At 64.8% G+C, this 25,143-nt stretch carries 23 protein-coding genes and 1 tRNA gene; 16 read left to right on the forward strand and 8 right to left on the reverse strand.

The genetic code is table 11. The features are described from left to right. Positions 1-9 precede the first annotated feature (9 nt). Positions 10-1,215, reverse strand: a complete 1,206-nt coding sequence (locus B5520_RS13450; RefSeq protein WP_079597568.1) for a Gfo/Idh/MocA family protein — start codon at positions 1,213-1,215, stop codon at positions 10-12. A 209-nt stretch (positions 1,216-1,424) separates the two neighbouring features. Here B5520_RS13450 and B5520_RS13455 point away from each other — a divergent pair, with 209 nt between their 5' ends. The 5 genes from B5520_RS13455 to aroQ all read left to right on the forward strand — a co-directional run bounded on the left by B5520_RS13455 (position 1,425) and on the right by aroQ (position 7,664). Then, on the forward strand, positions 1,425-2,366 hold the full coding sequence (locus tag B5520_RS13455) for a carbohydrate ABC transporter permease (RefSeq protein ID WP_079597569.1): 942 nt from the start codon (positions 1,425-1,427) through the stop codon (positions 2,364-2,366). A 9-nt stretch (positions 2,367-2,375) separates the two neighbouring features. Further along, on the forward strand, positions 2,376-3,302 hold the full coding sequence (locus B5520_RS13460) for a carbohydrate ABC transporter permease (protein ID WP_079597570.1): 927 nt from the start codon (positions 2,376-2,378) through the stop codon (positions 3,300-3,302). Positions 3,303-3,346: 44 nt separating this feature from the next. After that, on the forward strand, positions 3,347-4,684 hold the full coding sequence (locus tag B5520_RS13465) for an ABC transporter substrate-binding protein (protein ID WP_079597571.1): 1,338 nt from the start codon (positions 3,347-3,349) through the stop codon (positions 4,682-4,684). A gap of 190 nt (positions 4,685-4,874) precedes the next feature. Beyond that, positions 4,875-7,070: an alpha-galactosidase gene (locus tag B5520_RS13470; RefSeq protein ID WP_079597572.1), complete on the forward strand. Its 2,196-nt coding sequence runs from the start codon at positions 4,875-4,877 to the stop codon at positions 7,068-7,070. Positions 7,071-7,199: 129 nt separating this feature from the next. Next, a complete protein-coding gene (gene aroQ / locus B5520_RS13475; RefSeq protein ID WP_079597573.1) occupies positions 7,200-7,664 on the forward strand; it encodes a type II 3-dehydroquinate dehydratase in 465 nt (154 codons plus the stop codon). Here aroQ and B5520_RS13480 read toward each other — a convergent pair. Next, positions 7,661-8,788: an acyltransferase family protein gene (locus tag B5520_RS13480; protein WP_079597574.1), complete on the reverse strand. Its 1,128-nt coding sequence runs from the start codon at positions 8,786-8,788 to the stop codon at positions 7,661-7,663. The genes aroQ and B5520_RS13480 overlap by 4 nt on opposite strands. A gap of 341 nt (positions 8,789-9,129) precedes the next feature. On the opposite strand from B5520_RS13480, the gene B5520_RS13485 reads away from it, so the two are divergent. Next, on the forward strand, positions 9,130-9,912 hold the full coding sequence (locus tag B5520_RS13485) for a polysaccharide deacetylase family protein (RefSeq protein ID WP_079597575.1): 783 nt from the start codon (positions 9,130-9,132) through the stop codon (positions 9,910-9,912). Positions 9,913-9,933: 21 nt separating this feature from the next. On the opposite strand, the gene B5520_RS13490 is transcribed toward B5520_RS13485, so the two are convergent. After that, positions 9,934-11,118 carry a MarP family serine protease gene (locus tag B5520_RS13490; protein WP_079597576.1) on the reverse strand — a complete coding sequence of 395 codons (1,185 nt, stop codon included), beginning with the start codon at positions 11,116-11,118 and terminating at the stop codon, positions 9,934-9,936. Between the two features lie 251 nt (positions 11,119-11,369). Between B5520_RS13490 and B5520_RS13495 the strand changes: the two genes are divergently transcribed. The 3 genes from B5520_RS13495 to B5520_RS13505 all read left to right on the forward strand — a co-directional run bounded on the left by B5520_RS13495 (position 11,370) and on the right by B5520_RS13505 (position 12,786). Next, positions 11,370-12,047 (forward strand): Crp/Fnr family transcriptional regulator, encoded by a 678-nt coding sequence (locus B5520_RS13495; RefSeq protein WP_009359192.1) that lies wholly within the window; start codon positions 11,370-11,372, stop codon positions 12,045-12,047. A gap of 151 nt (positions 12,048-12,198) precedes the next feature. After that, positions 12,199-12,477 carry a GIY-YIG nuclease family protein gene (locus tag B5520_RS13500; protein WP_254865572.1) on the forward strand — a complete coding sequence of 93 codons (279 nt, stop codon included), beginning with the start codon at positions 12,199-12,201 and terminating at the stop codon, positions 12,475-12,477. 126 nt (positions 12,478-12,603) lie between these two features. Next, complete coding sequence (locus B5520_RS13505) at positions 12,604-12,786, forward strand: hypothetical protein (protein WP_254865569.1); 183 nt, start codon at positions 12,604-12,606, stop codon at positions 12,784-12,786. A 3-nt stretch (positions 12,787-12,789) separates the two neighbouring features. On the opposite strand, the gene B5520_RS13510 is transcribed toward B5520_RS13505, so the two are convergent. Genes B5520_RS13510 through B5520_RS22440 form a run of 3 tightly spaced genes read right to left on the reverse strand, consistent with a single transcriptional unit; the run spans position 12,790 to position 14,408 of the window. Continuing rightward, positions 12,790-13,701 carry an NUDIX hydrolase gene (locus tag B5520_RS13510; RefSeq protein WP_079597579.1) on the reverse strand — a complete coding sequence of 304 codons (912 nt, stop codon included), beginning with the start codon at positions 13,699-13,701 and terminating at the stop codon, positions 12,790-12,792. A gap of 15 nt (positions 13,702-13,716) precedes the next feature. Next, positions 13,717-14,250, reverse strand: a complete 534-nt coding sequence (locus tag B5520_RS13515) for a RidA family protein (protein WP_079597580.1) — start codon at positions 14,248-14,250, stop codon at positions 13,717-13,719. Between the two features lie 2 nt (positions 14,251-14,252). After that, positions 14,253-14,408 (reverse strand): DUF4177 domain-containing protein, encoded by a 156-nt coding sequence (locus B5520_RS22440; protein WP_009359196.1) that lies wholly within the window; start codon positions 14,406-14,408, stop codon positions 14,253-14,255. Between the two features lie 37 nt (positions 14,409-14,445). Between B5520_RS22440 and B5520_RS13520 the strand changes: the two genes are divergently transcribed. The 6 genes from B5520_RS13520 to B5520_RS13545 all read left to right on the forward strand — a co-directional run bounded on the left by B5520_RS13520 (position 14,446) and on the right by B5520_RS13545 (position 22,393). Beyond that, on the forward strand, positions 14,446-16,752 hold the full coding sequence (locus B5520_RS13520; RefSeq protein WP_079597581.1) for a transglycosylase domain-containing protein: 2,307 nt from the start codon (positions 14,446-14,448) through the stop codon (positions 16,750-16,752). Between the two features lie 6 nt (positions 16,753-16,758). Continuing rightward, positions 16,759-17,703: a metallophosphoesterase gene (locus B5520_RS13525; protein ID WP_079597582.1), complete on the forward strand. Its 945-nt coding sequence runs from the start codon at positions 16,759-16,761 to the stop codon at positions 17,701-17,703. A gap of 141 nt (positions 17,704-17,844) precedes the next feature. Then, positions 17,845-19,653 carry an ABC transporter ATP-binding protein gene (locus B5520_RS13530; protein ID WP_079597583.1) on the forward strand — a complete coding sequence of 603 codons (1,809 nt, stop codon included), beginning with the start codon at positions 17,845-17,847 and terminating at the stop codon, positions 19,651-19,653. Beyond that, positions 19,650-21,476 carry an ABC transporter ATP-binding protein gene (locus B5520_RS13535; RefSeq protein WP_079597584.1) on the forward strand — a complete coding sequence of 609 codons (1,827 nt, stop codon included), beginning with the start codon at positions 19,650-19,652 and terminating at the stop codon, positions 21,474-21,476. The genes B5520_RS13530 and B5520_RS13535 overlap by 4 nt, the downstream gene beginning before the upstream one ends. 74 nt (positions 21,477-21,550) lie before the next feature. After that, a complete protein-coding gene (locus B5520_RS13540; protein ID WP_176156861.1) occupies positions 21,551-22,240 on the forward strand; it encodes a GntR family transcriptional regulator in 690 nt (229 codons plus the stop codon). A 76-nt stretch (positions 22,241-22,316) separates the two neighbouring features. Next, positions 22,317-22,393 (forward strand) — tRNA-Pro (locus B5520_RS13545). Positions 22,394-22,540: 147 nt separating this feature from the next. Here the strand turns inward: B5520_RS13545 and B5520_RS13550 are convergent. Further along, entirely contained in the window at positions 22,541-22,762 is a 222-nt protein-coding gene (locus B5520_RS13550; protein WP_079597586.1) for a hypothetical protein, read from the reverse strand. A 140-nt stretch (positions 22,763-22,902) separates the two neighbouring features. On the opposite strand from B5520_RS13550, the gene B5520_RS13555 reads away from it, so the two are divergent. Next, on the forward strand, positions 22,903-24,168 hold the full coding sequence (locus B5520_RS13555; protein WP_079597587.1) for a helix-turn-helix domain-containing protein: 1,266 nt from the start codon (positions 22,903-22,905) through the stop codon (positions 24,166-24,168). A gap of 36 nt (positions 24,169-24,204) precedes the next feature. On the opposite strand, the gene B5520_RS13560 is transcribed toward B5520_RS13555, so the two are convergent. Further along, positions 24,205-25,143 (reverse strand): phosphoribosylaminoimidazolesuccinocarboxamide synthase, encoded by a 939-nt coding sequence (locus B5520_RS13560; RefSeq protein WP_079597588.1) that lies wholly within the window; start codon positions 25,141-25,143, stop codon positions 24,205-24,207.

A 25,143-nucleotide genomic window follows, 5' to 3' on the forward strand; every position in this document is an offset into this window, starting at 1 on the left:
CTGTCCATGTTAGGTACAAGTACCCGGCGCATCGCCGAAGTCACGGATGGGAAGCCGTGCGCCGCTTTGCAAAGCCGACTGGTGCGCCACGATTCCGGGGAGGGTGAAGCGGGCCGCCACCCAGGCGTTCACCGGCGGCAGGGTGCGGTTGTTGACGGCCGTGACGAAGTCATCCACCAGGAAGTGGTGGCTTCCCTCGTGCCCGTTCGGCGCTCCCCGGAACTCCTGCGGAAGCCGTTCCGGGTCGTGGACCGGTGCCAGGCCGGAGACGAAGGCGTCCCTCAGCTCGGGCGCTACATTGGCGAGCGACGGGTCGTCCAGGGAAATACTGGGCCGGGTCTCGAGTTGCTCGGAGATGTCGTGGACGTTGCGCTTGTCCTGCCACACGGTGACTTTCGCGAGCTGTTCGAAGCTGGCCTCGGTGCCGAAGAACCGGAACCGGGACTCCCGGATGTGTGAGGGGTAGCCCACCCGGCGCATCTCGTTGGTGCGCATGACCCCGCCGTCGTTCAGCTCAAAGAGGGCCGTGGCATTGGAGAAGTCGTTGCCGAACATGCTGACGTCCTTGTCAAAGACGCCGTCGTTGCGGTCATCCCTGACTCCGACGCAGCTGACGCTGACCGCATGGGCGGGAACGGCACCGAGTACTCCGCCCACGGCGTGGGTTGGATAGAGCATGGGCGGGTAGCTGGCTGTTTCCTTCCAGCGGTCCCCGCCGCTGTACTGGTAGGCCTCGTAGAAGCCGAGGTCCATGTCGTGGACGTAGTCGCCTTCGGCATAGAAAATCCGGCCGAACTTCCCCTCAGCGAGCTGCTTGCGCGCATAGACGGTGGCGGGGTTGTAGTAGCTGGTCTCCCCCATCATGTAGACCAGCCCGGTGTCACGGACAGCCTCGATGATGCGGGCAATCTCGTCCTCGGAAACAGCCATCGGGACGGCCGAGTACACGTGCTTGCCGGCGCGGAGGGCCTGCTCCACCAGCGGACCGTGCGTCCAGCGCTGGGTGAAGATGGCCACGGCGTCGACGTCGGAGGCCAGGAGCTCCTCAAAGCTTGCCTGTGACCCGGCCAGCCCATAGCGGTCCACCGCTTCCGCAGCCCGCTCCGGAAGCTCGTCCACCACGTGGACGGCACTGACGCCGGGGTGGAGGTTGAACAGGTGGGCGAACTGGCTGCCAAACTGGCCGGCTCCTACTACGCCGATTGAGAACGTCATTGTCTTCCTTCCGGGAAGTTTTGGCAGCACCGGGCAAGCGCTGTCCTTCGGGAAGGCAAGTGTTTCACCCGCATCTACTCGAGTCAACAGACCATCAAATGGAAAATGCCTGTTACATCCGAGGAAAAACAAAAGCTTGCTGCGGCCAATCTACTCGTGTAGATTACATCCCGGTTGTTACTCACATCACAGTCAGGAAAGGGTCGAAGATGACCACCCTTGCCAAACACCCCGGATCGGCTCCGCCGGCAGCGGCTTCGCCCAAGCCGCAAGGCAGCTACCGCCGGTTCGGGGACCTCAGGATTGCACTGCTCTTCATCGCCCCGGCGCTCATCGGGTTCGTCTTTTTCTACGTCGTGCCAACCATCCGCGGCATCTACCTGAGCTTCACGGAATACAACATCCTCGGTGATCCGGAATGGATCGGCCTGGACAACTACACGGCCATCGCCAAGGATCCGCTGTTCTGGAATTCCCTCGCCGTTACAGGACAGTACGTCTTCCTGAATATCCTCCTCCAGACGGCCCTGGCCCTGGGCCTGGCCCTCCTGATGCACCAGGTGGCAAAGTCCACGATCATCCGCGGGGCACTGCTGCTGCCGTACCTGATGTCCAACGTCATCGCCGCACTGTTGTGGTTCTGGATGCTGGACTACCAGATCGGCGTGGTGAACCAGTTCATCGAGTGGAGCGGGCTGCCCCGGATCGCCTTTTTCGGCAGCGAGGAGTGGGCCATTCCCACCCAGGCCCTGATCAATACCTGGCGCCATATGGGCTACACGGCACTGCTGATCTTTGCCGGGCTGCAGGCCATCCCGGGCCACGTTTATGAGGTGGCCAAACTGGACGGCGCCTCAGCATTCCAGACCTTCCGGAAAATCACCATCCCGTTGTTGCGCCCGGTCCTGGTCCTGGTCCTCGTGGTGACGGTGATCGGTTCGTTCCAGGTCTTCGACACCGTTGCAGTGACCACCGCGGGCGGCCCTGTCAACGCTACCCGCGTCATCCAGTACTACATCTACCAGCGCGCCTTCACCGAGTCGGACTTCGGCTACGGATCCGCCATCGCCGTCATTCTCTTCCTCATCCTCGCCCTGGTGGCCTTCATCCAGATGAAGTTCCTCAAGGGCAACGAATCGGACCTGGACTAGGAGTCCCGCATGACCACCACCGCAAGCCGCGCAACGATGCCGGCCGGAACCCGCCGCCGTCGTCCGTTCAACGCCCGCCGTGCCGGCGCGTGGGCCCTCCTGGTCCTCGCCATCGCCGTCTCCGTCCTGCCCTTCCTCTGGGTGCTGAGGACCGCACTGTCCACCAACAATGCCCTGGCTTCCAGCGCCGCCAGCCTGCTGCCGGCGGAGTTCACCTTCGGCGCCTTCAAACGGGTCTTCGGGCTGCAGTCACCGGCGGAAGCCGTGGCCGAAGGCGGCTCCGGTGCCGCCATCGACTTCTGGCTCTACCTGCGGAACTCGATCATCTTTTCCTCCATCACCACCGCCGGCGCCGTTTTCTTCAGCGCGATGGCCGCCTACGCTTTCGCCCGGCTGCGCTGGAAGGGCCGCAATGCAGTCTTCAGCCTCTTCCTCGGCACGATGCTGGTCCCGCCGATCTTCACGGCGCTCCCCAACTTCCTGCTGATCAAGAACCTGGACCTGCTCAACACGATGCTCGGCATGGTCCTGCCGTACGTCTTCATGACGCCGTTCGCCATCTTCTTCCTCCGCCAGTTCTTCCTGAACATGTCCCGTGAGGTGGAGGAAGCGGCCATGCTCGACGGCGCCAAGCACCTCCGGATCTTCTTCCAGATTGTGCTTCCCAACGCCGCAGCCCCCATCGCCACCCTGGCCCTGCTCACCTTCATCGGCCAGTGGAACGAATACTTCTGGCCCCTGTTGGTCGGCTCCCAGGACGACGTCCGGGTCCTCCAGGTGGGGCTCGGCGTCTTCAAGTCCCAGTCGCCGCAGGGCGCACCGGATTGGTCCGGCCTCATGGCGGCAACCCTCATCTCGGCCCTGCCGGTGCTGATCCTGTTCGCGGCCTTCGGCAAGAAGATCGTCAACTCCATCGGCTTCTCCGGCATCAAATAAGCAATCCCACCTCCCGCCAATACCCCCGAACGGAAAGTAGAACCATGAAGAAATCCCTCGGCGCCGTTGCCGTCGCCGCAGCTGTGGCACTCTCCCTGTCTGCCTGCAGCGGATCCTCGTCAGAAGAAGCCGCCAAGGGCGAGATCAGCTACTGGCTCTGGGATGCCAACCAGCTCCCCGCCTATCAGCAGTGTGCTGACGACTTCACGAAGGCCAACCCTGACATCACGGTCAAGATCACCCAGCGCGGCTGGGACGACTACTGGTCCACACTGACCAACGGCTTCGTGGGCGGCACCGCACCAGACGTCTTCACCAACCACCTGGGCCGCTACGGCGAACTGGCAGAGAACAACCAGCTGCTGGCCATCGACGACGCCGTCGAAAAGGACAAGGTGGACCTCTCCGCCTACAACGAGGGCCTTGCAGACCTCTGGGTGGGCCAGGACGGCAAGCGTTACGGCCTGCCCAAGGACTGGGACACCATCGGCCTGTTCTACAACAAGGGCATGCTGGCCGGCGCCGGGATCACCGAGGACCAGATGAAGGACCTCACCTGGAACCCCGAAGACGGCGGCACCTACGAGAAGGTCATCGCGCACCTCACCGTGGACAAGAACGGCAAGCGCGGCGACGAGCCCGGCTTCGACAAGAACAACGTTGACGTCTACGGCCTTGGCCTGAACGGCGGCGGCGACTCCTCCGGCCAGACGGAGTGGAGTTACCTCACGAACACCACCGGCTGGTCCCACACCGACAACAACCCGTGGGGCACCAAGTACAACTACGACGACCCCAAGTTCCAGGAGAGCATGGACTGGTTCGCAGGGCTGGCCGAGAAGGGCTACATGCCCAAGCTTGAGACCACCGTGGGCGCGGCCATGGCGGACACCTTCGCAGCCGGTAAGTCCGCAATCAACGCGCACGGCTCCTGGATGATCGGCCAGTACACCGGTTACAAGGGCATTGAGGTGGGCATCGCTCCCACCCCCGTTGGCCCCGAAGGCGAGCGCGCGTCGATGTTCAACGGCCTGGCAGATTCCATCTGGGCCGGGACCGAAAAGAAGGACGCAGCCATCAAGTGGGTCGAATACCTCGCGTCCGCCGACTGCCAGGATGTCGTCGCCTCCAACGCCGTGGTCTTCCCCGCACTCAAGGCGTCCTCGGACAAGGCAGCTGAAGCCTTCAAGGCCAAGGGTGTGGATGTCACCGCGTTCACGGAGCACGTCAAGGACAAGACCACATTCCTGTACCCCATCACGGACAACACCGCCAAGGTCAAGGGCATCATGGAGACCGCCATGGACGCCGTGGTCTCCGGCAAGGCGCCCGCCAGCTCCCTCACCCAGGCCAATGAGCAGGTCAACGCCCTCTTCAAGTAGGCACTGCTTCTTCAAGTAGGCACTGCTTCGCCATCCCAATCCGTGGCTGCGTTTGTGGTCGCAGCCACCGGGCCGGATGCCGCCGTCCCATCCTCGCGGCGGCGGCATCCGGCCACCCCTTCCCGGCTACCAAAACACTCCGTACCGCGTCTTCCGGCGCACAGCACAAACGATGAAAGAGACTTTCCCTATGGATCCCCTGCACCTCCGTTCCGCCGGCACCAGCCTGGTGATCAGCTTCGACAGCGGGGAGGCTGAGGTCATCCATTGGGGCGCCGACCTCGGTGCCACCCTGCCGGACCTGGCCATCCTGACCAGCCCCGTTCCCCACTCCGCCATCGACGCCCGCGTCCCCGCCGGCCTGCTCCCCCAGGCTTCCTCCTCCTGGCGCGGCCGTCCCGCCCTGCGTGGCTCGCGGATCACCGACGGCGACTCCGGCCTGGACTTCTCCTCCCGCCTCCGTACTACCTCGGTCACCTCAGAGGGCTCCAGTGCACAGATTGTCCAGGCCGACGCCGATACCGGCATCAGCGTCTCGTCCCACCTGACGCTGCACGACGGCGGCCTGCTGGAACTGCGCCACACCGTCACCAACGAGGGCACCACCCCCTTCCAGGTGGACGAACTGGCAACCGTCCTCCCGGTGGCACCGGACGCCGTCGAACTCCTTGACCTGACCGGCCGCTGGTGCCGCGAGCGCCATCCGCAGCGCCGCGCCATCCAGCAGGGCACCTGGGTCCGGACCGGCCGGCACGGCCGCACCGGCCACGATTCCTCCCTGCTGTTCGCCGCCGGCACCCTGGGTTTCGGCAATCGCCACGGCAAGGTCTGGGCCACCCACCTGGCCTGGAGCGGCAACCATGAGCAGTTCGCGGACACCATCGGCGACGGCCGGACCATGATCGGCGGCTCGGAGCTCCTGGGCCCCGCCGAGGTGGTCCTTGCACCGGGCGGCAGCTACACCACCCCGGCACTGTTCGCCGCCTACTCGGACGCCGGACTGGACGGGATCACCGACGCCTTCTACAGCTGGTTCCGGTCCCGCCCGCACCACGTGCTCCCCGCCGCGTCCACCGGCCTGCCCGCCGGCAAGCCCCGCCCGGTGGTGCTCAACACCTGGGAAGCCGTCTACTTTGACCACAACCTGGACACGCTGATCGAGCTGGCCGAATCCGCCGCCGATCTCGGTGTGGAGCGCTTCGTGCTCGACGACGGCTGGTTCCGCGGCCGCCGCAACGACCAAGCCGGACTCGGTGACTGGTACGTCGATGAGACCCTGTGGCCGAACGGCCTGACGCCACTGATCGAGGCGGTGACCTCCCGCGGGATGGAGTTCGGGCTGTGGGTGGAACCGGAAATGGTCAACCTGGACTCGGACATTGCCCGGGCGCATCCGGACTGGATCGTTGGCCCCTCAGCCATCCAGCACAAGGACGGCGGCCGGCTGCCCCTGGAATGGCGCAACCAGCACATCATCGACCTGGTCAACCCTGAGGCCTGGCAGTACATCTATGACCGCATCGACGCGCTCCTGGCCGGCAACAACATCAGCTACCTCAAATGGGACCAGAACAGGGACCTGCTGGAGCACGGTCACGCCGGCCGCTCCTCGGTCCACGAACAGACCCTCGCCGCGTACCGCCTGTTCGACGAGCTCCGCAAGGCGCACCCCGGCGTCGAGATTGAAAGCTGCTCCTCCGGCGGCGCCCGGGTGGACCTGGGCATCCTGGAACGGACCGACCGGATCTGGGGGTCGGACTGCAACGATGCGCTGGAGCGGCAGACCATCCAGCGCTGGACCGGCGCCGTGGTCCCTCCGGAGCTGGTGGGCAGCCACATCGGCCCCACCACGTCCCACACCACGGCCCGCACGCACGATTTGTCCTTCCGCGCCATCACCGCCCTGTTCGGCCACTTCGGCATGGAGTGGGACGTCCGCAGCGTGCAGGGCGAGGAGCGTGAGGAACTGCGGCGCCTCGTGGGCCTGTACAAGGAGCACCGGGACCTGATCCACAGCGGCCGCCGGGTCCACGCCGACGTCGCTTCCGACGCGCTTCTGCTGCACGGTGTTGCTGCTGCCGGCACGCCAGTTGTAAAAGGTACGACGGCGGCCCTGTTCGCTTTGGTCAGCACCCGCACCTCCGCGGCCGAGGAACCCGGGCGGATTGGACTCCCCGGCCTGGATGCGGAACGCAGCTACCGGGTGGAGGCAATCTTCCCCGCGCCGGGCGACGCCGACTACGTGCACACCTTCACCCAGGTCCAGCCGCCGGCGTGGCTGTCCGACGGTGCGGCGGCAAGCGGCAGGTTCCTTGCCGAGGTGGGGCTTCCCATGCCCATCCTCAACCCCGAGCACGCGCTGCTGTTGAAGGTCACCGCCCTCTAGCAAGCGAGTGCTCTGTCCCGGCGTTTCCAAGCAACGCGGGGTCATTTATCACCCATTCCGAACGCCGGAACGGGCACCAAGTGACCCCGCGTTTCTTTTGGCTGTAGCTCCGACGATAGATTTGCCTGCATGACTGAAGCCTCCTCCGCCGTCGACGCCGGCCGCGGCACCATCCTTGTGATCAATGGCCCCAACCTGAACCTCCTGGGCACCCGCGAGCCGGAAAAGTACGGCACCTCAACCCTCGCAGACGTGGAGCAGCTGGCCGCCGCCGCAGCGAAGGCCCATGGCTTCGACGTGGAATGTGTCCAGTCCAACCATGAAGGCGTCCTGCTGGATGTCATCCACGCGGCCCGGGGCACGGCCGCGGGCATCGTGATCAACGCCGGCGCTTTTACCCACACGTCCGTGGCACTCCGTGACGCCCTCGCCGCCGTGCAGCTTCCCGCCGTCGAGGTGCACATCACCAACGTCCACCAGCGCGAGGAATTCCGGCACCATTCGTACCTCTCGCCCGTGTGCGCGGCGGTCATCGTGGGCGCAGGCGTCACCGGGTACCGGCTGGCCATCGACTACCTGGGCGAAGTCCTCTAGCTGCGTGTTCCGGCCCCTGCGGGCCAAAGCCGTGGTGTCCTGCCTGCGGCGAGGTCTTCCACCCAGCCCACGCACAGGATGGCGGCTCCCAGGAGCGGCCAGACCATGAGGAACAGCAGCCAGTCGCTTTCCAGCAGCCAAGGAAAGGCCTCGCTGAGGACCGGGTTTTCCCAGCCCAGGTCAATGAGCGGGACCGCGGCGACGAGCAGCAGGTTGTGCCACAGGTAGATGGTGATGGCCCGGTTGTTGACGAGCGTTACAACGCCGTCGAGGATCTTCATCCGCCCGGGCAACGCCGGCCAGACCGGGGAAAGCCGCAAAAGCACCGCGCAGTACCCCAAGGACCACAGGGCCTGGGCGAGCGGGATCTCGTTCAGGTTCCAGCCTTCCTCGCTCGGGTGGGTGGCCGCCCAGGCGAGTCCGAGCACCATGAGGGCCAGGGCAAGGACCACCACGACAGGGAACCGCAGTTTGCGCAGCAGGCCATCGTGGTGGGCGAAGCCGAGGACCCAGCACGAACCGAAGGTGATGAAGTCGGTGACGGGATTGTTCGCCCATTCCGGCAATGCCGCGTTTTCAAGGGTCAGGACAGCCAGAAGTCCAAGCGGGGCCAGCAAGGTAACCCAGGGAAACCGGCGGAACGCCTTGAGCAGCAGCGGTGACAGCAGCATGAACCAGAAGTAGGCCCGGATGTACCACAGGATCTCCTCGGCCTGGAAACCCCATGAGGAGTCGGTCAGGACGCCATTTGTTCCCGCGCTTTCCGGGAACGGCGGGGTGCCCACCGGGACGAACCACAAAGCAAGGTCCAGCCAGTAGCCTTCCTCCTCCTGCCATGGCCGCCAGCCCGTGAGGAACAGCAGGCCCAGCACGGTGACGGCGTAGAGCCAGAGCGGAAGCAGCAGCCGCCGGGCCCGGCTTTTCAGGACCCCCGCAGCGGGCCGGTCCAGCGACCGGGCCATCAGGGCCCCTGCCAGGGCGAACATCACGCCCATTGAGGGAAACACGAGGCTCATCCAGACGGCACCCGAGAAGCTGTGGAAGGCAACCACCCGGGCCAGTGCCACCGCACGCAGGGTATCCAGGTACCGGTCCCGCCCGGGTGCCTGGATACCAGTTGACATGGCTTCCTTCCTCCCGGGTTGCCGCCTTGCTTCCGCACAACAGTAGAAGCACCAGCGGACGGGGGCATCTGTAGGAGGTACTCGAAGTTTTCCCTTGCCATACCTGCATCCCGGGCCGGATGTGGGGCAGGCCGGCGGGAACTCCCCTTCTTTGGGATTGGGTAGCCCAGGCCCTCGACCCCAAAAGCACGCGCAGAATACTATTCGTTTACGCCGGGGAGCCCGGCCAGGGCGGACAATGCAGCTGGTACGGCTGCAGTAAGGGACCTCGTCCCGATACATAAAATAAGCGGATCCACGACCGATCCGCCGGTGCACATGCCAGGCCTTCGGGGTGCCCAATGCGAAAACTTTTTGTTCTGCTGACGTCCGTGTTTTTGGTGTTGACCCTCGGCGGCTTCACCGGGGATGCCGGCTTCAGCCGCGGCATGGTCAGCGTCACATTCGACGACGGCTGGGCCAGCCAGCACCGGAATGCGCTGCCCATTCTGGACAAGTATGGAATTCCGGCCACCATGTACATCCACTCCGGAGCCATTGACGAACAGCCCACGTACATGACGCAGGAGCAGATCCAGGACTTTGCGGACCGCGGCCATGAGATCGCGTCCCACTCTGTGACGCACGCGCACCTTCGCGAGGTCCCGGCCGGCCAGCTCGATGCGGAGCTGAGGGAAAGCCAGGCTACGCTGCGGCAGTTGTTCGGACCGGCGGCGGCCACCAGCTTCGCCTCGCCCTATGCCGAATACAACGACGCAACCCTGGCGGCCATCAGGCAGGTCTACTCCAACCAGCGGGCCTATGACGACGACGGGACGGACGACTCCGGCTTCAACACCCGCCTCAACTATGACCCCTATAACTTGAGGGTGAAGTTCGTTGACGCCACCACCACCACGGCAACCGTGCAGGGGTGGATCAATTCCGCCAAGTTCTACAACGCCTGGCTGATCCTGGGCTACCACGAAGTGGGCGAAAACATCGGCGGCGGCGTCTACACCACGGACACCGCCGTACTCGATGCCGACATGAAAGCCGTCAGGGACAGCGGCCTTGGCATTGTCACGGTCGCTGATGGCGCCGCCGAAGCCTTGCCGCAGGCATCAGTAAACCTGCCGGGCTGACCCGCCACCTGCGCGGGCTGGCTATTTCTGGATGCACTGCCCGGAGGAAACAGGCGACGTCAGCGCCGGGGCCTGCGCGGCGACCGGATTCAGGTCATCCATGGTGATGGCGAAGCCCATGTCCGTGTCCGAGGTGGCCTTGGCGAAGATGACGCCCGCCACCTGGCCGTCCGTTGTGAGCAGCGGCCCGCCGGAATTACCCGGCTGCACGTCGCCGGCCAGCCGGTAGATCTCCTCCGGGGTCGGGTTGCTGCCGTAGATGTCGGGGACCAGCACGGTGGTGATGTCCTGCACGGTGGCCGGCTTCGATTGGAAGGGACCGCCGTGCGGGTAGCCGGCGAAAGCCGCCGGGCTGCCCCCGGGCAGGTCTGTGCTCAGTGGCAGCGGCTGCGACGGCAGGTCCTCCACGGCCAGTACCGCGAGGTCATGCTTGGTGTCGAAGTAGACCACGCGGCCCGGCATCGCGCCGCCGTCGGGCAATTCCACCACCGGCTGCGACACGCCCGCCACAACGTGCGCGTTCGTCACCACGCGATCCTCGGAAACCACAAAGCCGGTGCCGGTCTGGTTTTGGCCGCATTCGTAGGCCGTGCCCGCAATTCTCAGGACGGACTCGGCCGCCCTGTTCAAGGCAGGGGTGTCAGTGCTGGCATTGGGCACGGGAACTACAGGGCCCTGTTCCAGCCCCTCAATGAGGGTGGGAATTCCGTTGCCAATAACTGCCGAGCGCAGCTGCGCCATGGTGGCCTTGACCGGGGTGGGGGTCAGTCCGTCGATGAACCGGATGACCTTGGATTCCGCCAGCTGCTGGGAAACGAGCGGCACACCCAGTGAACTGATGCTGAACGCGAGCATGGACATGACCAGCGCGGAAACCACAACATTGGCGGCGCCGCCCACCAGCCGGTCCGCTGCCCGCAGGGGCCGGATCCGCATAGCGCCGCGTATTTGCCGGCCCACCATGGTGCCCAGGCCATGCCCCAGGACCACCAGGACGACGGCGGCCGCCACGATGGCGGTCAGCCTCCATCCGGAGTCCTCAACGAAGCCGCTGACCAGGGGAACAGCGAAAAAGGCCGCCACGGCGCCGGCAGCAAAACCGGCGATGCCGCCCGCCGTCACGAGGAAGCCGTTGCGGAGGCCGTAGACCAGGTAGGACAGCAGGGCCAGGATCAAGATCAGGTCCAGGACAGTCAAGCCGACCACGAAGGCTCCTTATAAACAGTTGAAACCTCATTCTAATGGCGGTGGCTGACAATCATCTGTGGGTTTGCTTCTGCTGCCGGGCACCCGCATGGCGCTCCCGGACGGGCCGTAACGGGCCGGTGAAATGCGTCCGATCGCACCGTTTGGGCCCGTCATAGGGGCGTTTCGGCTGCCAAGTTCGTCACAGAACCTTGAAAATTCTGAAACAATGGCACAAGCGCCACAGCCGATACTTTTACTCAGGAGATTTTATGGACATCGAGGTACTGCGCCGAGCACCCCTTTTCGCCACGCTCGACGACGACGCATTCCGTCTGCTGACGGACGAGCTCACCGAGGTGGACCTTTCCCGCGGCGCATCTGTTTTCCGCGAGGGCGACCAGGGTGACCAGCTTTACTTCATCGTTTCCGGCAAGGTGAAGCTGGGACGCACCTCCCCGGACGGCCGCGAATCACTCCTGGCCATCCTCGGCCCGGGTGAACTGTTCGGCGAAATGGCGCTGTTCGATCCCAGCCCTCGCACCGCCACGGCAACCGCGGTCTCCGAGACCCGCCTGGCCGGATTGAAGAACGAGAGCCTGAACAACCTGCTCCGCACGCGCCCCGAGGTTTCGGCCCAGCTCCTGCAGGCTTTGGCCCGCCGTCTGCGCCGCACCAACGACTCCCTCTCGGACCTGGTGTTCTCCGACGTTCCCGGCCGCGTCGCCAAAGCACTGCTGGACCTGGCCGACCGCTTTGGCCGCCCCGCCACCGACGGTGTCCTGGTGGCCCACGAGCTTACGCAGGAAGAGCTGGCGCAGCTGGTGGGCGCCTCCCGCGAAACCGTGAATAAGGCCCTCGCCGAGTTCGTCCAGCGCGGCTGGCTCCGCCTGGAGGCCCGCGCCGTAGTCATCCTGGACATGCAGCGCCTCCGCCAGCGCTCCCGCTAAGCACCGCAAGAAGGCCGCCCCTCGGGGCGGCCTTCTGCATGCCGTTCGGTGGTTGAGCCTGTCGAAACCCAAGTGCCTTTCCACATAGCCGCCTCTGTCCCTCCTCTAGACAGTCCAGGCGCAGGAGAATCGGCCCATGCCATTCACCTACATGCTCCGATGCTCTGACGGGTCCTATTACGTAGGCAGCACAACAAACATCGAAGTTCGCCTCGCACAACACCAGACAGGTGCAGGAGCCGTTTATACCCGGCGTCGACGCCCTGTCGAACTCATATGGTTCGAAGAATTTAGCCGTATCGACCAAGCGTTCGCCAGGGAGAAACAGGTCCAGGGTTGGAGCCGCGCCAAACGGGAAGCGCTGATTGCCGGAACGTATGGCACGTTGCCCGGGCTCTCGGCGAATCACAGCAGGCCGCGTCGTGAATAGGGTTTCGACAAGCTCAACCACCGGAACGTGCTTCGGTTTCGACAAGCTCAACCACCGGAACGTGATGGAGCGTCCACAGCCGAGGAGCGCCGGCGGCGGTAAAATTGAGCCTAGAGGTGCATGGCGATGTCTGTGGCTCTGGCTGTCTTCCTGATCCTGCTGGGCCTGGCGTCCCTGGCTGCCATTGCCGGGACGGTGGCCCTGGTGATCCGCGACGGCCGCGGCCAGATTCCGCTGGAGCCTTCTATCCGGCCCTGGACTGCGGGGGCGCTTCCCAGCCGCCCCTACTCCACGCTCCCTAAGATCTAGCCTTTAGCGTTCGCGCTGGGGATCGCCGGGTGTGGTCTTCGCCGCCTCCACCTCGAGGAGGAGCCTGCCGTCCTCCTGGACAAGGCTGGGCTGGTACACGTGGGCTTTACGCTTGTAGCTCAGGTAGGCGATGCAGCCGTTGGCCGAGGCCATCTTTTCAAGCATGATCTCGGAGCCAGGCACCAGGAGCTCGCCGAGGGTCCGCCCCACGGTGTTCTCCTGGCCCACTTCGTCGCCGAGGGCGGTGGTATCACGGTCTTCGATAATCCTTGCGGCGTTCACCCACCTGCCCCAGACGCCTTTGCCTTCCAGGAGGGTGGGCTCCTGGCTCAGCGGCACGGTGGCCGCGAAGTAGCGGGTGTCGAACCTGCGGTGCGCGAAGTCCGGGCTGCGCCAGTTGACCAGGGACTTCAGCAGGTCGGTCCGCAGCAGGAGGCCCCGCTTTTCCAGGACCTGCGTAAACGTCTTCTCCTGTTCGGCGACGGCAATGCGGGCACGCATCCAGTCGGCGGTGGACGTGGCTTCGACGGTACTGGACATGTCCGGCCCCGCCAGCAGCACGCCCGTCTCTTCGAAAAGTTCCCGGATGGCGCCCACCACGTGGCGGCGTGCCAGCCCGACGTCGTCCGTTCCCATCTGCTCAGCCCAATGCTGCGGTGACGGGCCCAGCCACCCGACGGGGTCGTCGTCGGCGGCATCAAGCGAGCCGCCGGGGAACGCAAGAACCCCCAGCGGCGAGGAACCTGGCCGGTAAGCCAGCCAGGTTTCCAGGCCGGTGGGGGAATCCCGCAAGAGGACCACGGACGACGCCAGGCGCGCAGCCCGTGGCGTCCGTTCGCCGTGTTCAAGCCAGCTGTGCGCTGCCCCTTCGAGATCCTGGGGAAGAGCAAAAAGGCGTCGGGCGAGGTGAGGCAAGGGAAGCGACCGGCCTTAGCTGAATTCGGCGATCAGTTCGACTTCCACAGGAGAGTCGAGCGGAAGGACGGCAACGCCGACGGCGGAACGGGCGTGCTGGCCTGCGTCGCCAAGGACGCGTCCCAGCAGTTCGGAGGCGCCGTTGATGACGGCGGGCTGTCCGGTGAAGGACGCCTCCGAGGAGACGAAGCCCACCACCTTGACGATGCGGGTGATGCGGTCCAGGTCCCCGATCACGCTCTTGACGGCGGCCAGTGCGTTGACGGCGCACACAGCGGCGTAGCGCTGGGCGTCTTCCGGGGAAACAGTGGGCTCGTCGGCGAAGGCCTCACTGCCCGCCGAAACCTTGCCGGTAGCTTCGAGTTTGCCGTTAATAAAGGGGAGCTGGCCGGAGGTGTAGACGTGGCTGCCGGAGATCACTGCCGGCACGTAGGAGGCCACCGGGGCAGCCACCTCGGGAAGGGTGATTCCCAGTTCGGCAAGGCGCTGCTCAACAGCGGAAACAGGGGCTGCGGCCGTGCCGGACACGGCTTCTGCGGGGGTGCTCATTACTACTGCTTCTCCCTTTTAAGGTAGGCAACCAGGCCGTTTCCGTCAGGTCCGGGGACAACCTGGACGAGCTCCCAGCCGTCCTCTCCCCACTGGTCCAGGATCTGCTTTGTGGCGTGAATAATGAGCGGAATCGTCGCGTACTCCCATTTGGTCATGAGAGAAAGACTAGTCCTTGCCGGTAAAGTGGAAAACATGGCGACTCGTAAGAACCCCTTATTCGATACTGCCACCACCCTCGGAAAGATCCTCGTTTTCCTTGGCGTGAGTGCGATTTGTGGTGTCCTGGTAGCTGGCCTGCTGGTCCCGGCGGCCGCCGTTTCGGGCAGCGCAGCAAGCGGTTCCATCGAGTTCTTCGACACACTTCCGGCGGAGCTGAAGGTTGATCCGCCCAACCAGACCACCAGGATCCTGGCGGCTGACGGAAGCGAGATCGCCAGCGTCTACACAGAGAACCGCACCAAGGTTGCTTTGGACCAGATTTCGCCGTTCGTGAAAGAGGCTGTCATCGCCGTCGAGGACAGCCGTTTTTATGACCACGGCGGTGTGGACACCACCGGTATTCTCCGCGCGCTTGTGAGCACCGCGCGCGGCAACCGGCAGGGCGCCTCCACCATCACCCAGCAGTACGTGAACAACGTCCTCAACGCCAACCTCGCCGCCGAGGGCAACGAGGACCAGATCAAGCTCAACGGCGTCAACAAGGGCGTGGGCGACAAGCTCCGCGAGATGAAGCTGGCCATCGCCCTGGAGAAGGAGTTCAGCAAGGAGCAGATCCTTGAGGGCTACCTGAACATTGTGTTCTTCAACCGTGACGCCTATGGCATCGAAGCCGCCTCCAGGTTCTTCTTCAGCACCTCTTCCAAGGACCTGACACTCCCCCAGGCTGCGCTGCTCGCCGGCCTTGTCAACAGCCCGTCCGCATTCGACCCCATCAGCAATCCGGAGAGCTCCAAGCAGCGCCGCGACCTGGTGCTGGGACTCATGCGGGACCAGGGCAAGATCACCCAGGCGGACTACGACGCCGCCGTTGCCACCCCCGTGGAAACCAAGGTGACGCAGCCCAAGCAGGGCTGCGCGTACGCTTCCACCGCCCCGTACTTCTGTGACTACGTGCTCCACCTGCTGGAGAACAACCCCGCCTACGGCGCGGAATTGGATGAGCGGAAGCGCCTCATCTACGGCGGCGGCCTGACCATCACCACAACGCTTGACCCGAGCGCCCAGGCTGCCGCCCAGGAACAGGTCAACGCCTCCGCCGGCGCCAACCCGGACAAGTGGGGCGCGGCCATGGTTTCCGTGCAGCCCAACTCGGGCAAGATCGTCTCGATGGCCCAGAACACCACCTTCCTGCCGGCCGAAGGCTCCTTCGACTCGCAGGTGAACTTCAACGTGGACAAGCTGGACAAGGACGGCAACGACCTCAACGGACTGGGCGGCGCACAGCCGGGCTCCACCATGAAGCCGTTCACGTTCGCCCAGTGGCTCAATGAGGGCAAGTCCATGAACACCGTGGTCAACGCCGCGCAGCGCAAGTACCCGCTGAACTTCCGCTGGCGCAACTCCTGCGGCGTGGTCACCGGCGCGTACAACACGGCCGAGAAGGGACTCGGCGCCGCTGACGACCTGCAGAACGCAGAGCCGCAGTGGTACCGGCCCCTGTCCGTCCTTGAAGGCCTCTACAACTCCATCAACACCGTGACCTTTGCGTCCGCGGCCCAGCTGGACTTCTGCGGCATCCAGAAGATCGTGGACGCTGTGGGCCTGCATGGCGGCCTCCCGGCTGACGGCGACCCGAACCCGAAGATCAACATGTCCACGCTGGCAAACCTGCTGGGCTCCACGCAGACAGCCCCGCTGACCATGGCCAGCGCCTTCGCCACGTTCGCCAATGACGGAAAGTACTGCGAGCCCATTGCCATCACGTCAGTCAAGGACCAGACCGGGGCAACCCTGCCCGCCCAGTCCACCAACTGCCGGGACGCGATCAAGCCCGAGGTGGCACGCGGCGTGAACTATGCGCTGCAGGAGACGCTGAACCGCGGCTCCGGCTCGCTGATCCAGCCCAGGATCTCCACCCGCACCAGCTTCCCCATCGGAGCCAAGACCGGTACGTCCAACAACAACGGCTCCACCTGGGTTGTTGGCCACACCACCGGCCTGGCAACCGCTGCCTGGTTCGGTGACGCCCTGGGGTCCCAACAGCGGCCAGGCCAGAACGTCACCGTCAACGGCAAGTTCTACCAGGGGATCGATGGTTACATGATCGCCGGGCCCATGTTCTCGAACTTCATGACCCGGATTGCCCCGGCGTACGGCACCGAGCCGTTCCCCGCGCCGCCGAGCAACCTGCTGGGCGGCGGCGGAACCACGCGGAACACCACACCCGCCACCACGGCTCCCCAGGCCACCCAGGCGCCGGCACCCTCCTCGCCGGCCGCCACGCAGCCCGCCCCTGAGCCCAGCAGCAACGGGAACGGCAACGGAAACGGGAACGGCTAGCCGCCGATGACCATGACCACCTTGGCCAGCCGCGTCCGCACCGTCGGACGCGGCTTTGCCGTTACCGCAGGAGCCGGGGCAGCCGCAGGACTGGCCGCGTTCGGCTACGGGCTCTGGGAAAAGAACCAGTTTGTCCTCCGCGAAGAGACCCTGGACATCCTGCCTCCCGGCCGGAATCCGTTTAGGATCCTTCACCTGAGCGACATCCACTTCGTACCCGGCCAGAAGAAAAAGGCGGCGTGGCTGGAATCTTTGGCCGGCCTGGAACCGGACCTGGTGGTGAACACCGGAGACAACCTCAGCCACGCCCAGGCGGTGGATCCGCTCCTGGCCGCTCTCCGCCCGCTGCTGGAGTTTCCGGGCGTCTTCGTCCCCGGCTCCAACGATTACTTCGCGCCGAGCCTCAAGAACCCTGCCACCTACCTGCTTGGCCCGTCAAAGGTGAAGCCAAAGCCCGTCCCGCTGGACTGGCCGCGGCTGCGTTCGGGATTCGGGATGGGCGGCTGGGTTGACCTGACCAACCGCCACCAGTCGCTGGTCCTGAACGGCATGCGTTTCGATTTTTCCGGGGTGGATGACCCGCACCTGAACCGTGAGCGTTATGCAGGGTGGCCCCGCGGAACCATCAACCAGGACTCCAACGACCACCTCAAGGTGGCCGTCATCCACGCGCCCTATCAGCGGGTGCTGGACCACTTCACCGAGAACGGGGCGGACCTCCTGCTCGCGGGGCATACGCACGGCGGCCAGTTGTGCATCCCGGGTTACGGTGCCCTCGTATCCAACTGTGACCTCCCCACGTGGCGCGCCAAGGGCCTGAATGATTGGCAGAACAACGGACGCACGACGCCGGTGAACGTCTCGGGCGGCATCGGCACCTCGCGCTTCGCCCCGGTAAGGATCGCCTGCAAACCCGAAGCGGTCCTGCTGACCCTCACCTCCCCCAGCTAGCGCCGGACCGCAGGGCCATTACGGACTGCAATAAGGGGGCAAGCACCCAAACCCGGTTCGATCCCTGTGAATCGTCTCACCCCATGGCATAGGGTAGTTGCTACGGGAAACTACATTCGATTTAGAGCTTGAGAAGCGGGCATGGCCAAGCAAACTCCATTTTTCAGATCCATCAGCCGTCTCTACCCCCATGTCCGCCCCATCATTCCCCGGCTCCTGCTGGGACTTCTCTGCGCGCTCCTGGCCAGCGTTGTTGCCCTCGCCATCCCCCAGGTGTTGCGCGTCCTGGTCAATGAATCACTGAAGTCCGGCGGCGCCACCGAGGCGGTCTGGATGTCCGCGGGCATCATCCTGGTCCTGGGCGTGGCCGAGGCCGGACTGGTGGCCCTGCGCCGGCAGTTCGTGATCAATCCCGCCACAACCGTGGAAACCCGGATGCGGGTGTCACTTTACGGCCATTTGCAGGACCTCACGGTCTCCTTCCACGACCGCTGGGGCTCGGGCCAACTGCTCTCCCGCGCCATGACGGACCTGAACTTCCTGCGCCGCTGGATGGCCTTCGGCGCCATCATGCTGGTGGTCACCACCCTCACCGTCATCATCGGCATCTCGGTCATGTTTGCCATGAGCTGGCAGCTGGCCCTCATCTTCCTGGCCGCCGCCGTGCCCATCATGGCGTACAGCTTCCGCTTCCGGACCCGCTTCAGCAAGGTCGCCCGCCGCAGCCAGGACCAGGCCGGCGACCTTGCCACCACCGTGGAGGAATCCGTCCACGGCATCCGCGTCCTGAAGGCCTTCGGCCGGAGCAGGGAGGCGCTGGAGAACTTCAACGAACAGGCTGAGGAACTCCGGCAGACCGAGATCGAAAAAGCCCGCCACCAGGCCATGTTCACCATGGTGGTCACGCTCCTGCCCGAGCTCGCCCTCGGCGCCGGCCTGGTGGTCGGCGTTATGCTCTGCGCCAGCGGCCAGCTGGACATCGGCGCCCTGGTGGCGTTCTTCGCCACCGCGGCCGTGATGGCCTCCCCCGTGGAATTCTCCGGGATGCTGCTGGCCATGGCACTCACCGCCAAGACCGCCGTCGACCGCCACTACGAGGTGATGGACTCGGAAAACACCATCACCAGTCCCCCGGAACCGCGGCGTCCCGTCCGGCTGGCAGGCTCCCTGACGTTCCGCAACGCCTCCTTCGCGTTCGACGATGCACCGGACAAGCCCATCCTGAAGGACATCACCCTTGACGTCCGGCCCGGCGAGACCATGGCCCTGGTGGGCATCACGGGCAGCGGCAAGAGCGCCCTGATCCAGCTGGTGCCCCGGCTCTATGACGTGACCGAAGGAGCCATCACCATCGACGGCGTGGACCTGCGGGACTTCGACGTGGAGGAACTCCGGCAGATCGTGGGCGTGGCCTTCGAGGACACCACGCTGTTCTCCAATTCGGTCCGCGACAACATCCTGCTGGGCGCCCGCGAACGGACTGACGACGTCCTGGGAGAAGCACTCGACGTGTCACAGGCGCACTTCGCCTACTCGCTGCCAGAGGGTGTGGACACCTTGATCGGCGAGGAAGGGCTCAGCCTTTCCGGCGGGCAGCGGCAGCGGATCGCCCTGGCACGTGCCATCGCGGCCCGCCCGCGGGTCCTGGTCCTGGACGATCCCCTGTCCGCCCTGGACGTCCACACCGAGGAACTCGTGGAGACCCGCCTGCGGGAAGTGCTGAAGGACACCACCACCCTCATCGTGGCCCACCGGCCGTCCACCGTGGCCCTCGCCGACAGGGTGGCGCTGCTTGAGGAAGGCCGGATCACCGCCGTCGGAACCCATACGGAACTGCTGGCAAGCAACCACCATTACCGCTACGTCATCGCCAGCCTGGACCGGGAACCCCGGGACCTGGACTCCGAACTGTCGGCGTTTGAGGACCAGGCAGAGGAAGTCACCCGATGAGCACGGCAACGTTCGGCACGGCCAATGAAGACAACGCCCACCTCAGCAAAAGCGACAGCAGGGCGGTACGACGGCGGTCGCTCGCCTTGCTGCGCTCCCTCATCCGTCCCGTTAGGGTGCGGTTCTGGCTGACCATCGCCATGGTGGTCCTCTCCCAGGCCGCGCGGGTTGCCGGGCCGGCGCTCATCGCCTTCGGCATCGACCACGCCCTGCCGGCGCTGCAGGCCGGCGACAACCTTCCGCTGGTCTTCACCGGCGTCGCCTACCTCCTGGCAGCCATCGCGACGGCGGGGCTCACGGCCCTGTACGTCACGTCCACCGCCAAGCTCAGCCAGTCCATGCTGCTGGACCTCCGGGTCAGGGTATTCCGCCATACGCAGCGGCTCAGCCTGGAATTCCACGAAAAATACACGTCCGGGCGGATCATCGCCCGGCAGACCTCCGACCTTGAAGCCCTCCGCGAGCTCCTTGACTCGGGCGTGAGTTCGCTGGCATCGGGCCTGCTGTTCATGATCTTCACGGCCGTCACCGTTTTCGCCCTGGACTGGCGCAGCGGGCTGCTGGTCCTGGCCGCCGGCGTTCCCATGTTCTTCCTGGCCCGCTGGTACCAGAAGCACTCCCAGATTGTCTTCCGGGAATCCCGGGTGGTGTCCGCCCGGCTGATCGTGCATTTTGTGGAAACCATGACCGGCATCCGCGCCGTCAAGGCGTTCCGCAAGGAGAAGGAAAACGCGGAAACCTACGGGCAGGTGGCCGAGGAATACCGGCAGGTGACCGTCCGGTCCATCAACCTCAACGGCATCTTCCAGCCCGGGCTGGTCCTGATCGGCAACGTATGCGTGGCCGTGGTGCTGCTGTTCGGCGGCTTCCGGGTACTCACCGGCGACCTTGCTGTGGGAGTGCTGCTGGCACTGATGCTTTCCACCAAGCGCTTCTTCCAGCCGGTGGACCAGATGGCCATGTTCTACAACTCCTTCCAGAGCGCCCAGGCCGCCCTCGAAAAAGTCTCCGGCCTCCTCGAGGAGGTTCCCACGGTGCGGCCGCCGAAGAACCCTGTTGCGTTGAAGAGCGCCCGGGGGGAAATCGACTTCCGTGGCGTGGAGTTCCGCTATGGCGACGGGCCCGTCGTCGTCCCCACCCTGAACCTGCACATTCCGGCCGGCCAGACCGTGGCGCTGGTGGGCCAGACGGGTGCCGGAAAGTCCACGCTGGCCAAGCTTATTGCCCGTTTCTACGATGTGACGTCCGGTTCGCTCACCCTCGACGGCGTGGAGCTCCGGAAGCTCAGCACCACGGACCTCCGGCGGAACATCGTGATGGTCACCCAGGAAGCTTTCCTGTTCAGCGGTTCAGTGGCGGACAACATCGCCCTTGGACGCCCGGAGGCGTCCCGCGCCGAAATCGAGGAAGCCGCCAAGGCGGTGGGTGCCCACGACTTCATCCTGGAACTTCCCGAGGGCTATGACACAGACGTGAACAAGCGCGGCGGACGGGTGTCCTCAGGCCAGCGGCAGCTCATCAGCTTTGCCCGGGCCTTCCTGGCACGCCCGGCCGTGCTGATACTGGACGAGGCCACCTCCTCCCTGGACATACCCTCCGAGCGGCTGGTGCAGAGCGGGCTGGCCCGCCTGCTCGCCGGCACCGATACCGCGGGCAGGACTGCGCTGATCATCGCCCACCGGCTGTCCACCGTGGAGACCGCTGACCGGGTCCTGGTGGTCCACGACGGCCGTATCGTGGAGGACGGCAGCCCCGCGGACCTCATTGGCGGCGGCGGACGCTTCGCCGACCTGCACGGCGCCTGGAAGGATTCGCTGGTCTGAGCCTGCTGGTTACGGGCAGGCAGACATGCGCGCCCGGTTAGGCTATGAGAAACCTGCCTGTCCAAGGAGCACCCATGGAGTCACCCAGCCCGCTGCTGCCGCGCGGGCCGCTGTCCGAAAAGGTGGCCGAGGTACTGCGCGAGCGGATCATCTCGGGCGAACTCCCGCCGGGCGGGCGGCTGAATGAACGCGAGCTCGCCGCGGAATTCGAGGTATCCCGGATCCCGCTGCGCGAGGCGCTGCCCCTGCTCGAGGCTGAAGGCTTCATCACCACCGCTCCCCGGCGCGGGGCAGTGGTCCATACATTCACCCTGCGGGACGCCGAGGAAGTCTTCGACCTGCGCATGCAGCTGGAGCCGTTAGCCGCTGCCTGCGCCGCCAGGAAGGTGGCTGCCGGAGCCGATGCTTCCCCACTGCTTGAGGCCCTGGAGTATGCGCGCAGCGGGACACCCGGTGAGGAATCGTCCGGCCGCAACTCGGACCTCCATGAACAGATCGTCCTGCTGGCGGACCACCACCTGCTCCGGCGCATGACCAGCCTGATGAACGGGCGGGTCCGCTGGCTGTTCCGGCTGACACCCGAGCGGGACACCCAGGCCATGTGGCGGGAACACGAGGAACTGGTCCTCGCCATCACCTCCGGCCAGGTGGCGCTCGCTTCCGCACTGGCCACTGCCCACGTCGAGCGCGGCCGGTCCGCGTCACTCTCCGGCCTCGCCGAGCGGCTGCCAAAGGAGCCGGTGGCGCGCCGCCGGCGCCGCTGATGTGATTGGCTGCGGTCAGGATTTCACATCGGGACCCGGGATCGGCTATCCTTGTAAAGTTGCTTTCGCAGCGGATCGGGATGTAGCGCAGCTTGGTAGCGCGCTTCGTTCGGGACGAAGAGGTCGCAGGTTCAAATCCTGTCATCCCGACCATAACGAAAAGAGGGTCTCCTTGCGGAGGCCCTCTTTTTGTGTCTCGCTTTGGTCTCGGCACCGCACTGTGACCGGTCCATTGACAAAAAATAACCCCGGAGCAGAAGCTCCGGGGTTATTCTCATGCCTCCTGTTTAAGGGGTGCTGTTACATCGGGTCAGGCCAGATACCCGTGTATGTGGTGTAGGTGGTGTCGCTGCTCTTCTTGTCCTTGCCCTGCTTGGAGGACATGGGATCGGGCCAAATACCTGTTGCTGACGAGATACCCGAGGTGTCGGAAACGGAACCTGCGGAGAGGGTGGCCGGAGCCACCGCGGAGAACGCCAAAGCCCCAGCCAAGACAGCCGCGGCGGCAATCTTTTTGAACATGTGAGTTCCTTAATGCGAGTCGGATTCGTTACAAAGCCAGCACAGCCCTTGTTGACATACATTGTAAAATGTTTTCCACAGGGCTTGTCAAGCCTTGCGAAAGGAACCGTCCCCATCAGGACCAGAAGAGGAGGAGTGCCGTGGGCAATGGATTCGGGGAAAAGCTCCGTGCGGAACGACTGGAGCGTGGACTGACTCAGGCCGAGTTGGGCAAGGACCTGTATTCCCCCAGCTACATCTCGCTTCTCGAAACCGGACGCCGGGAGCCGACAGCGGAGGTCATCGAGGAACTCGCCCGTCGCCTGGACCTGGCACCCAAAGCGCTGGAAGCCTGGAGCCAGCCCATCTCAGTCAGCGATGCGGAATATGTCCTGGCAGGTCTCTACGCCCGCCAGGCCTGGGACCTTCGTGACTATCCGCTCGCTGCAAGCCATGCTGCTACGGCTGCACAGATCGCCCTCGAAGGCCGCAACACCAGCGCCTGGTGGAACATGACGTACATGCAGGCGGAATGCCTGCTGAAACACGATGACTTGCAGGAATGCCAGCAGATCGTGGAACGTCTGCTGGAACATCCCATGGCAAGGGAGTCCGCAGGACTGGGTGTCCGGGCCCGCCAAATGCTGGCCACGGTTTTCCAACGTCAGGGCAAGCTGTCACTCGCAGTGGACCAGGCCCTGGAAGCGGTGCAACTTTCGGAACAGCTTCCCGGAAATTCCACAATCATCGTGGGTGCCCTCCGTGCCCTCATAGCAGCCCTGGCGGAAAGCGGACGGCTGGATGACGCTTGGCGCTACTGCGAGATCATGAGTGACAAGGTGGATGAAGCGTCCATGTCCCAGCTGGCCGGTGAAGTGGCCTGGGTTATCGGAAATGTCGCCTTTATCCGGCACGACTATGCGGAAGGCGTCAAACACCACGAGCGTGCGGCCAAGCTGCTGTCGCCGGCGAACGACATTGAATTGTGGGCCCGGTTCAACAAGGCTTCGGCCACTGTGAGGCTGACGGCAGGCATCGTGGAACCGGAAACGCTCTCTGCCATCGAGCGTGCTGAACTCGCTTTTTCCATCGTCAGCGGCACTAAGGGCGACGCACTGGAAGTCGCCTTCATCCGCGCCCGGTGGCTGTACCTGACCGGGGACATCGTCGCCGCCGTCGAGAAGCTGCGCGAGATCCACGCCGAACGCAACGCCCTCGCCAAGCACACCGCCGGTGAAGTTTCACTCCTCCTGGGCAAGTCCCTCAAGGCAGCAGGCGAGCCGGACGAAGCCCTGGTGCACCTGCAGGAAGCGCAGAAAGCCTTCAGCGCAGCCGGCGCCGGGGACCGCGTCCAGCAGGCACTGGACGCGGTCCTGGAAATAAAACTGGCCCAAAAGCGCGCGGCAGCCGCCGCGAAGGCCAGCTAGCTACAACGCCGTTCGCCGGGAGCAGCTGGGGCTCCGTCAGGCGAAGGTTTTCCCGGTGATTTTCTCGTAGGCCTCGACGTAGCGGCTGCGGGTACGCTCAACAACCTCAGCAGGCAGCGCCGGTGGCGGCGTATCAGAGGACTTGTCCCAGCCCGATTCCGCCGATGTCAGCCAGTCCCGAACATACTGCTTGTCGTAGGACGGCTGCGCCTGGCCCGGCTGGTAGGTGGCGGCATCCCAGAACCGTGAGGAATCCGGCGTCAGCACCTCGTCGCCGAGGGTAATTGAGCCGGAGACGGCGTCGTAGCCGAACTCCACCTTGGTATCGGCGAGGATGATGCCGCGCTGCCGCGCAATGTCTTCGGCCGTCGTGTAGATCTTCAGCGTCAGTTCCTTGAGCCGGCCGGCGATGTCATCCCCCACTATGGCCGCCACGGCATCGTAGGTGATGTTCTCGTCGTGTTCGCCCACTTCGGCTTTGGCCGACGGCGTGAAGATGGCCTGCTCCAGCCGCGAGCCGTCAACCAGGCCCTCGGGCAAAGGAATGCTGCACACCGTTCCGGACGCCTTGTATTCCTGCAGGCCGGAACCGGTGAGGTAGCCGCGTGCGATGCATTCCACCGGGAACATGTCCAGCTTCTTGCAGATCATGGCACGGCCCTCAACCTCGGCCGGCACGCCGTCCTCCACCGTGGAGGCCAGCACATGGTGTTCCACGTCCAACTGGTCGAACCACCAGAGGCTCAGCTGCGTGAGGATGCGTCCCTTGTCCGGAATCTCGCTGGCCAGCACATGGTCGTAGGCGCTGATGCGGTCGCTGGCGACCACCAGGACGCATTCCTGGCCAATCCGCTGCTGGATGGATTCGTCGGCCGGTTCGTAGAGGTCCCTCACTTTGCCCGAGTAGACGTGCTTCCAGCCCGGCAGGTCGAGTGCTGTGGTGCTGAAGCCGCGGGGGGCTGGTGTTTCCGTCAT

Source organism: Arthrobacter sp. P2b, from assembly GCF_900168295.1.
In the GTDB taxonomy this organism is placed as follows: domain Bacteria; phylum Actinomycetota; class Actinomycetes; order Actinomycetales; family Micrococcaceae; genus Arthrobacter.

Coding starts and splice junctions, on each gene's coding strand:
- B5520_RS13450 (WP_079597568.1), bottom strand. CDS start 1,215: ATGACGTTCTCAATCGGCGTAGTAGGAGCCGGCCAGTTTGGCAGCCAG.
- B5520_RS13455 (WP_079597569.1), top strand. CDS start 1,425: ATGACCACCCTTGCCAAACACCCCGGATCGGCTCCGCCGGCAGCGGCT.
- B5520_RS13460 (WP_079597570.1), top strand. CDS start 2,376: ATGACCACCACCGCAAGCCGCGCAACGATGCCGGCCGGAACCCGCCGC.
- B5520_RS13465 (WP_079597571.1), top strand. CDS start 3,347: ATGAAGAAATCCCTCGGCGCCGTTGCCGTCGCCGCAGCTGTGGCACTC.
- B5520_RS13470 (WP_079597572.1), top strand. CDS start 4,875: ATGGATCCCCTGCACCTCCGTTCCGCCGGCACCAGCCTGGTGATCAGC.
- aroQ (WP_079597573.1), top strand. CDS start 7,200: ATGACTGAAGCCTCCTCCGCCGTCGACGCCGGCCGCGGCACCATCCTT.
- B5520_RS13480 (WP_079597574.1), bottom strand. CDS start 8,788: ATGTCAACTGGTATCCAGGCACCCGGGCGGGACCGGTACCTGGATACC.
- B5520_RS13485 (WP_079597575.1), top strand. CDS start 9,130: ATGCGAAAACTTTTTGTTCTGCTGACGTCCGTGTTTTTGGTGTTGACC.
- B5520_RS13495 (WP_009359192.1), top strand. CDS start 11,370: ATGGACATCGAGGTACTGCGCCGAGCACCCCTTTTCGCCACGCTCGAC.
- B5520_RS13500 (WP_254865572.1), top strand. CDS start 12,199: ATGCTCCGATGCTCTGACGGGTCCTATTACGTAGGCAGCACAACAAAC.
- B5520_RS13505 (WP_254865569.1), top strand. CDS start 12,604: ATGTCTGTGGCTCTGGCTGTCTTCCTGATCCTGCTGGGCCTGGCGTCC.
- B5520_RS13515 (WP_079597580.1), bottom strand. CDS start 14,250: ATGAGCACCCCCGCAGAAGCCGTGTCCGGCACGGCCGCAGCCCCTGTT.
- B5520_RS22440 (WP_009359196.1), bottom strand. CDS start 14,408: ATGACCAAATGGGAGTACGCGACGATTCCGCTCATTATTCACGCCACA.
- B5520_RS13520 (WP_079597581.1), top strand. CDS start 14,446: ATGGCGACTCGTAAGAACCCCTTATTCGATACTGCCACCACCCTCGGA.
- B5520_RS13525 (WP_079597582.1), top strand. CDS start 16,759: ATGACCATGACCACCTTGGCCAGCCGCGTCCGCACCGTCGGACGCGGC.
- B5520_RS13530 (WP_079597583.1), top strand. CDS start 17,845: ATGGCCAAGCAAACTCCATTTTTCAGATCCATCAGCCGTCTCTACCCC.
- B5520_RS13535 (WP_079597584.1), top strand. CDS start 19,650: ATGAGCACGGCAACGTTCGGCACGGCCAATGAAGACAACGCCCACCTC.
- B5520_RS13540 (WP_176156861.1), top strand. CDS start 21,551: ATGGAGTCACCCAGCCCGCTGCTGCCGCGCGGGCCGCTGTCCGAAAAG.
- B5520_RS13550 (WP_079597586.1), bottom strand. CDS start 22,762: ATGTTCAAAAAGATTGCCGCCGCGGCTGTCTTGGCTGGGGCTTTGGCG.
- B5520_RS13560 (WP_079597588.1), bottom strand. CDS start 25,143: ATGACGGAAACACCAGCCCCCCGCGGCTTCAGCACCACAGCACTCGAC.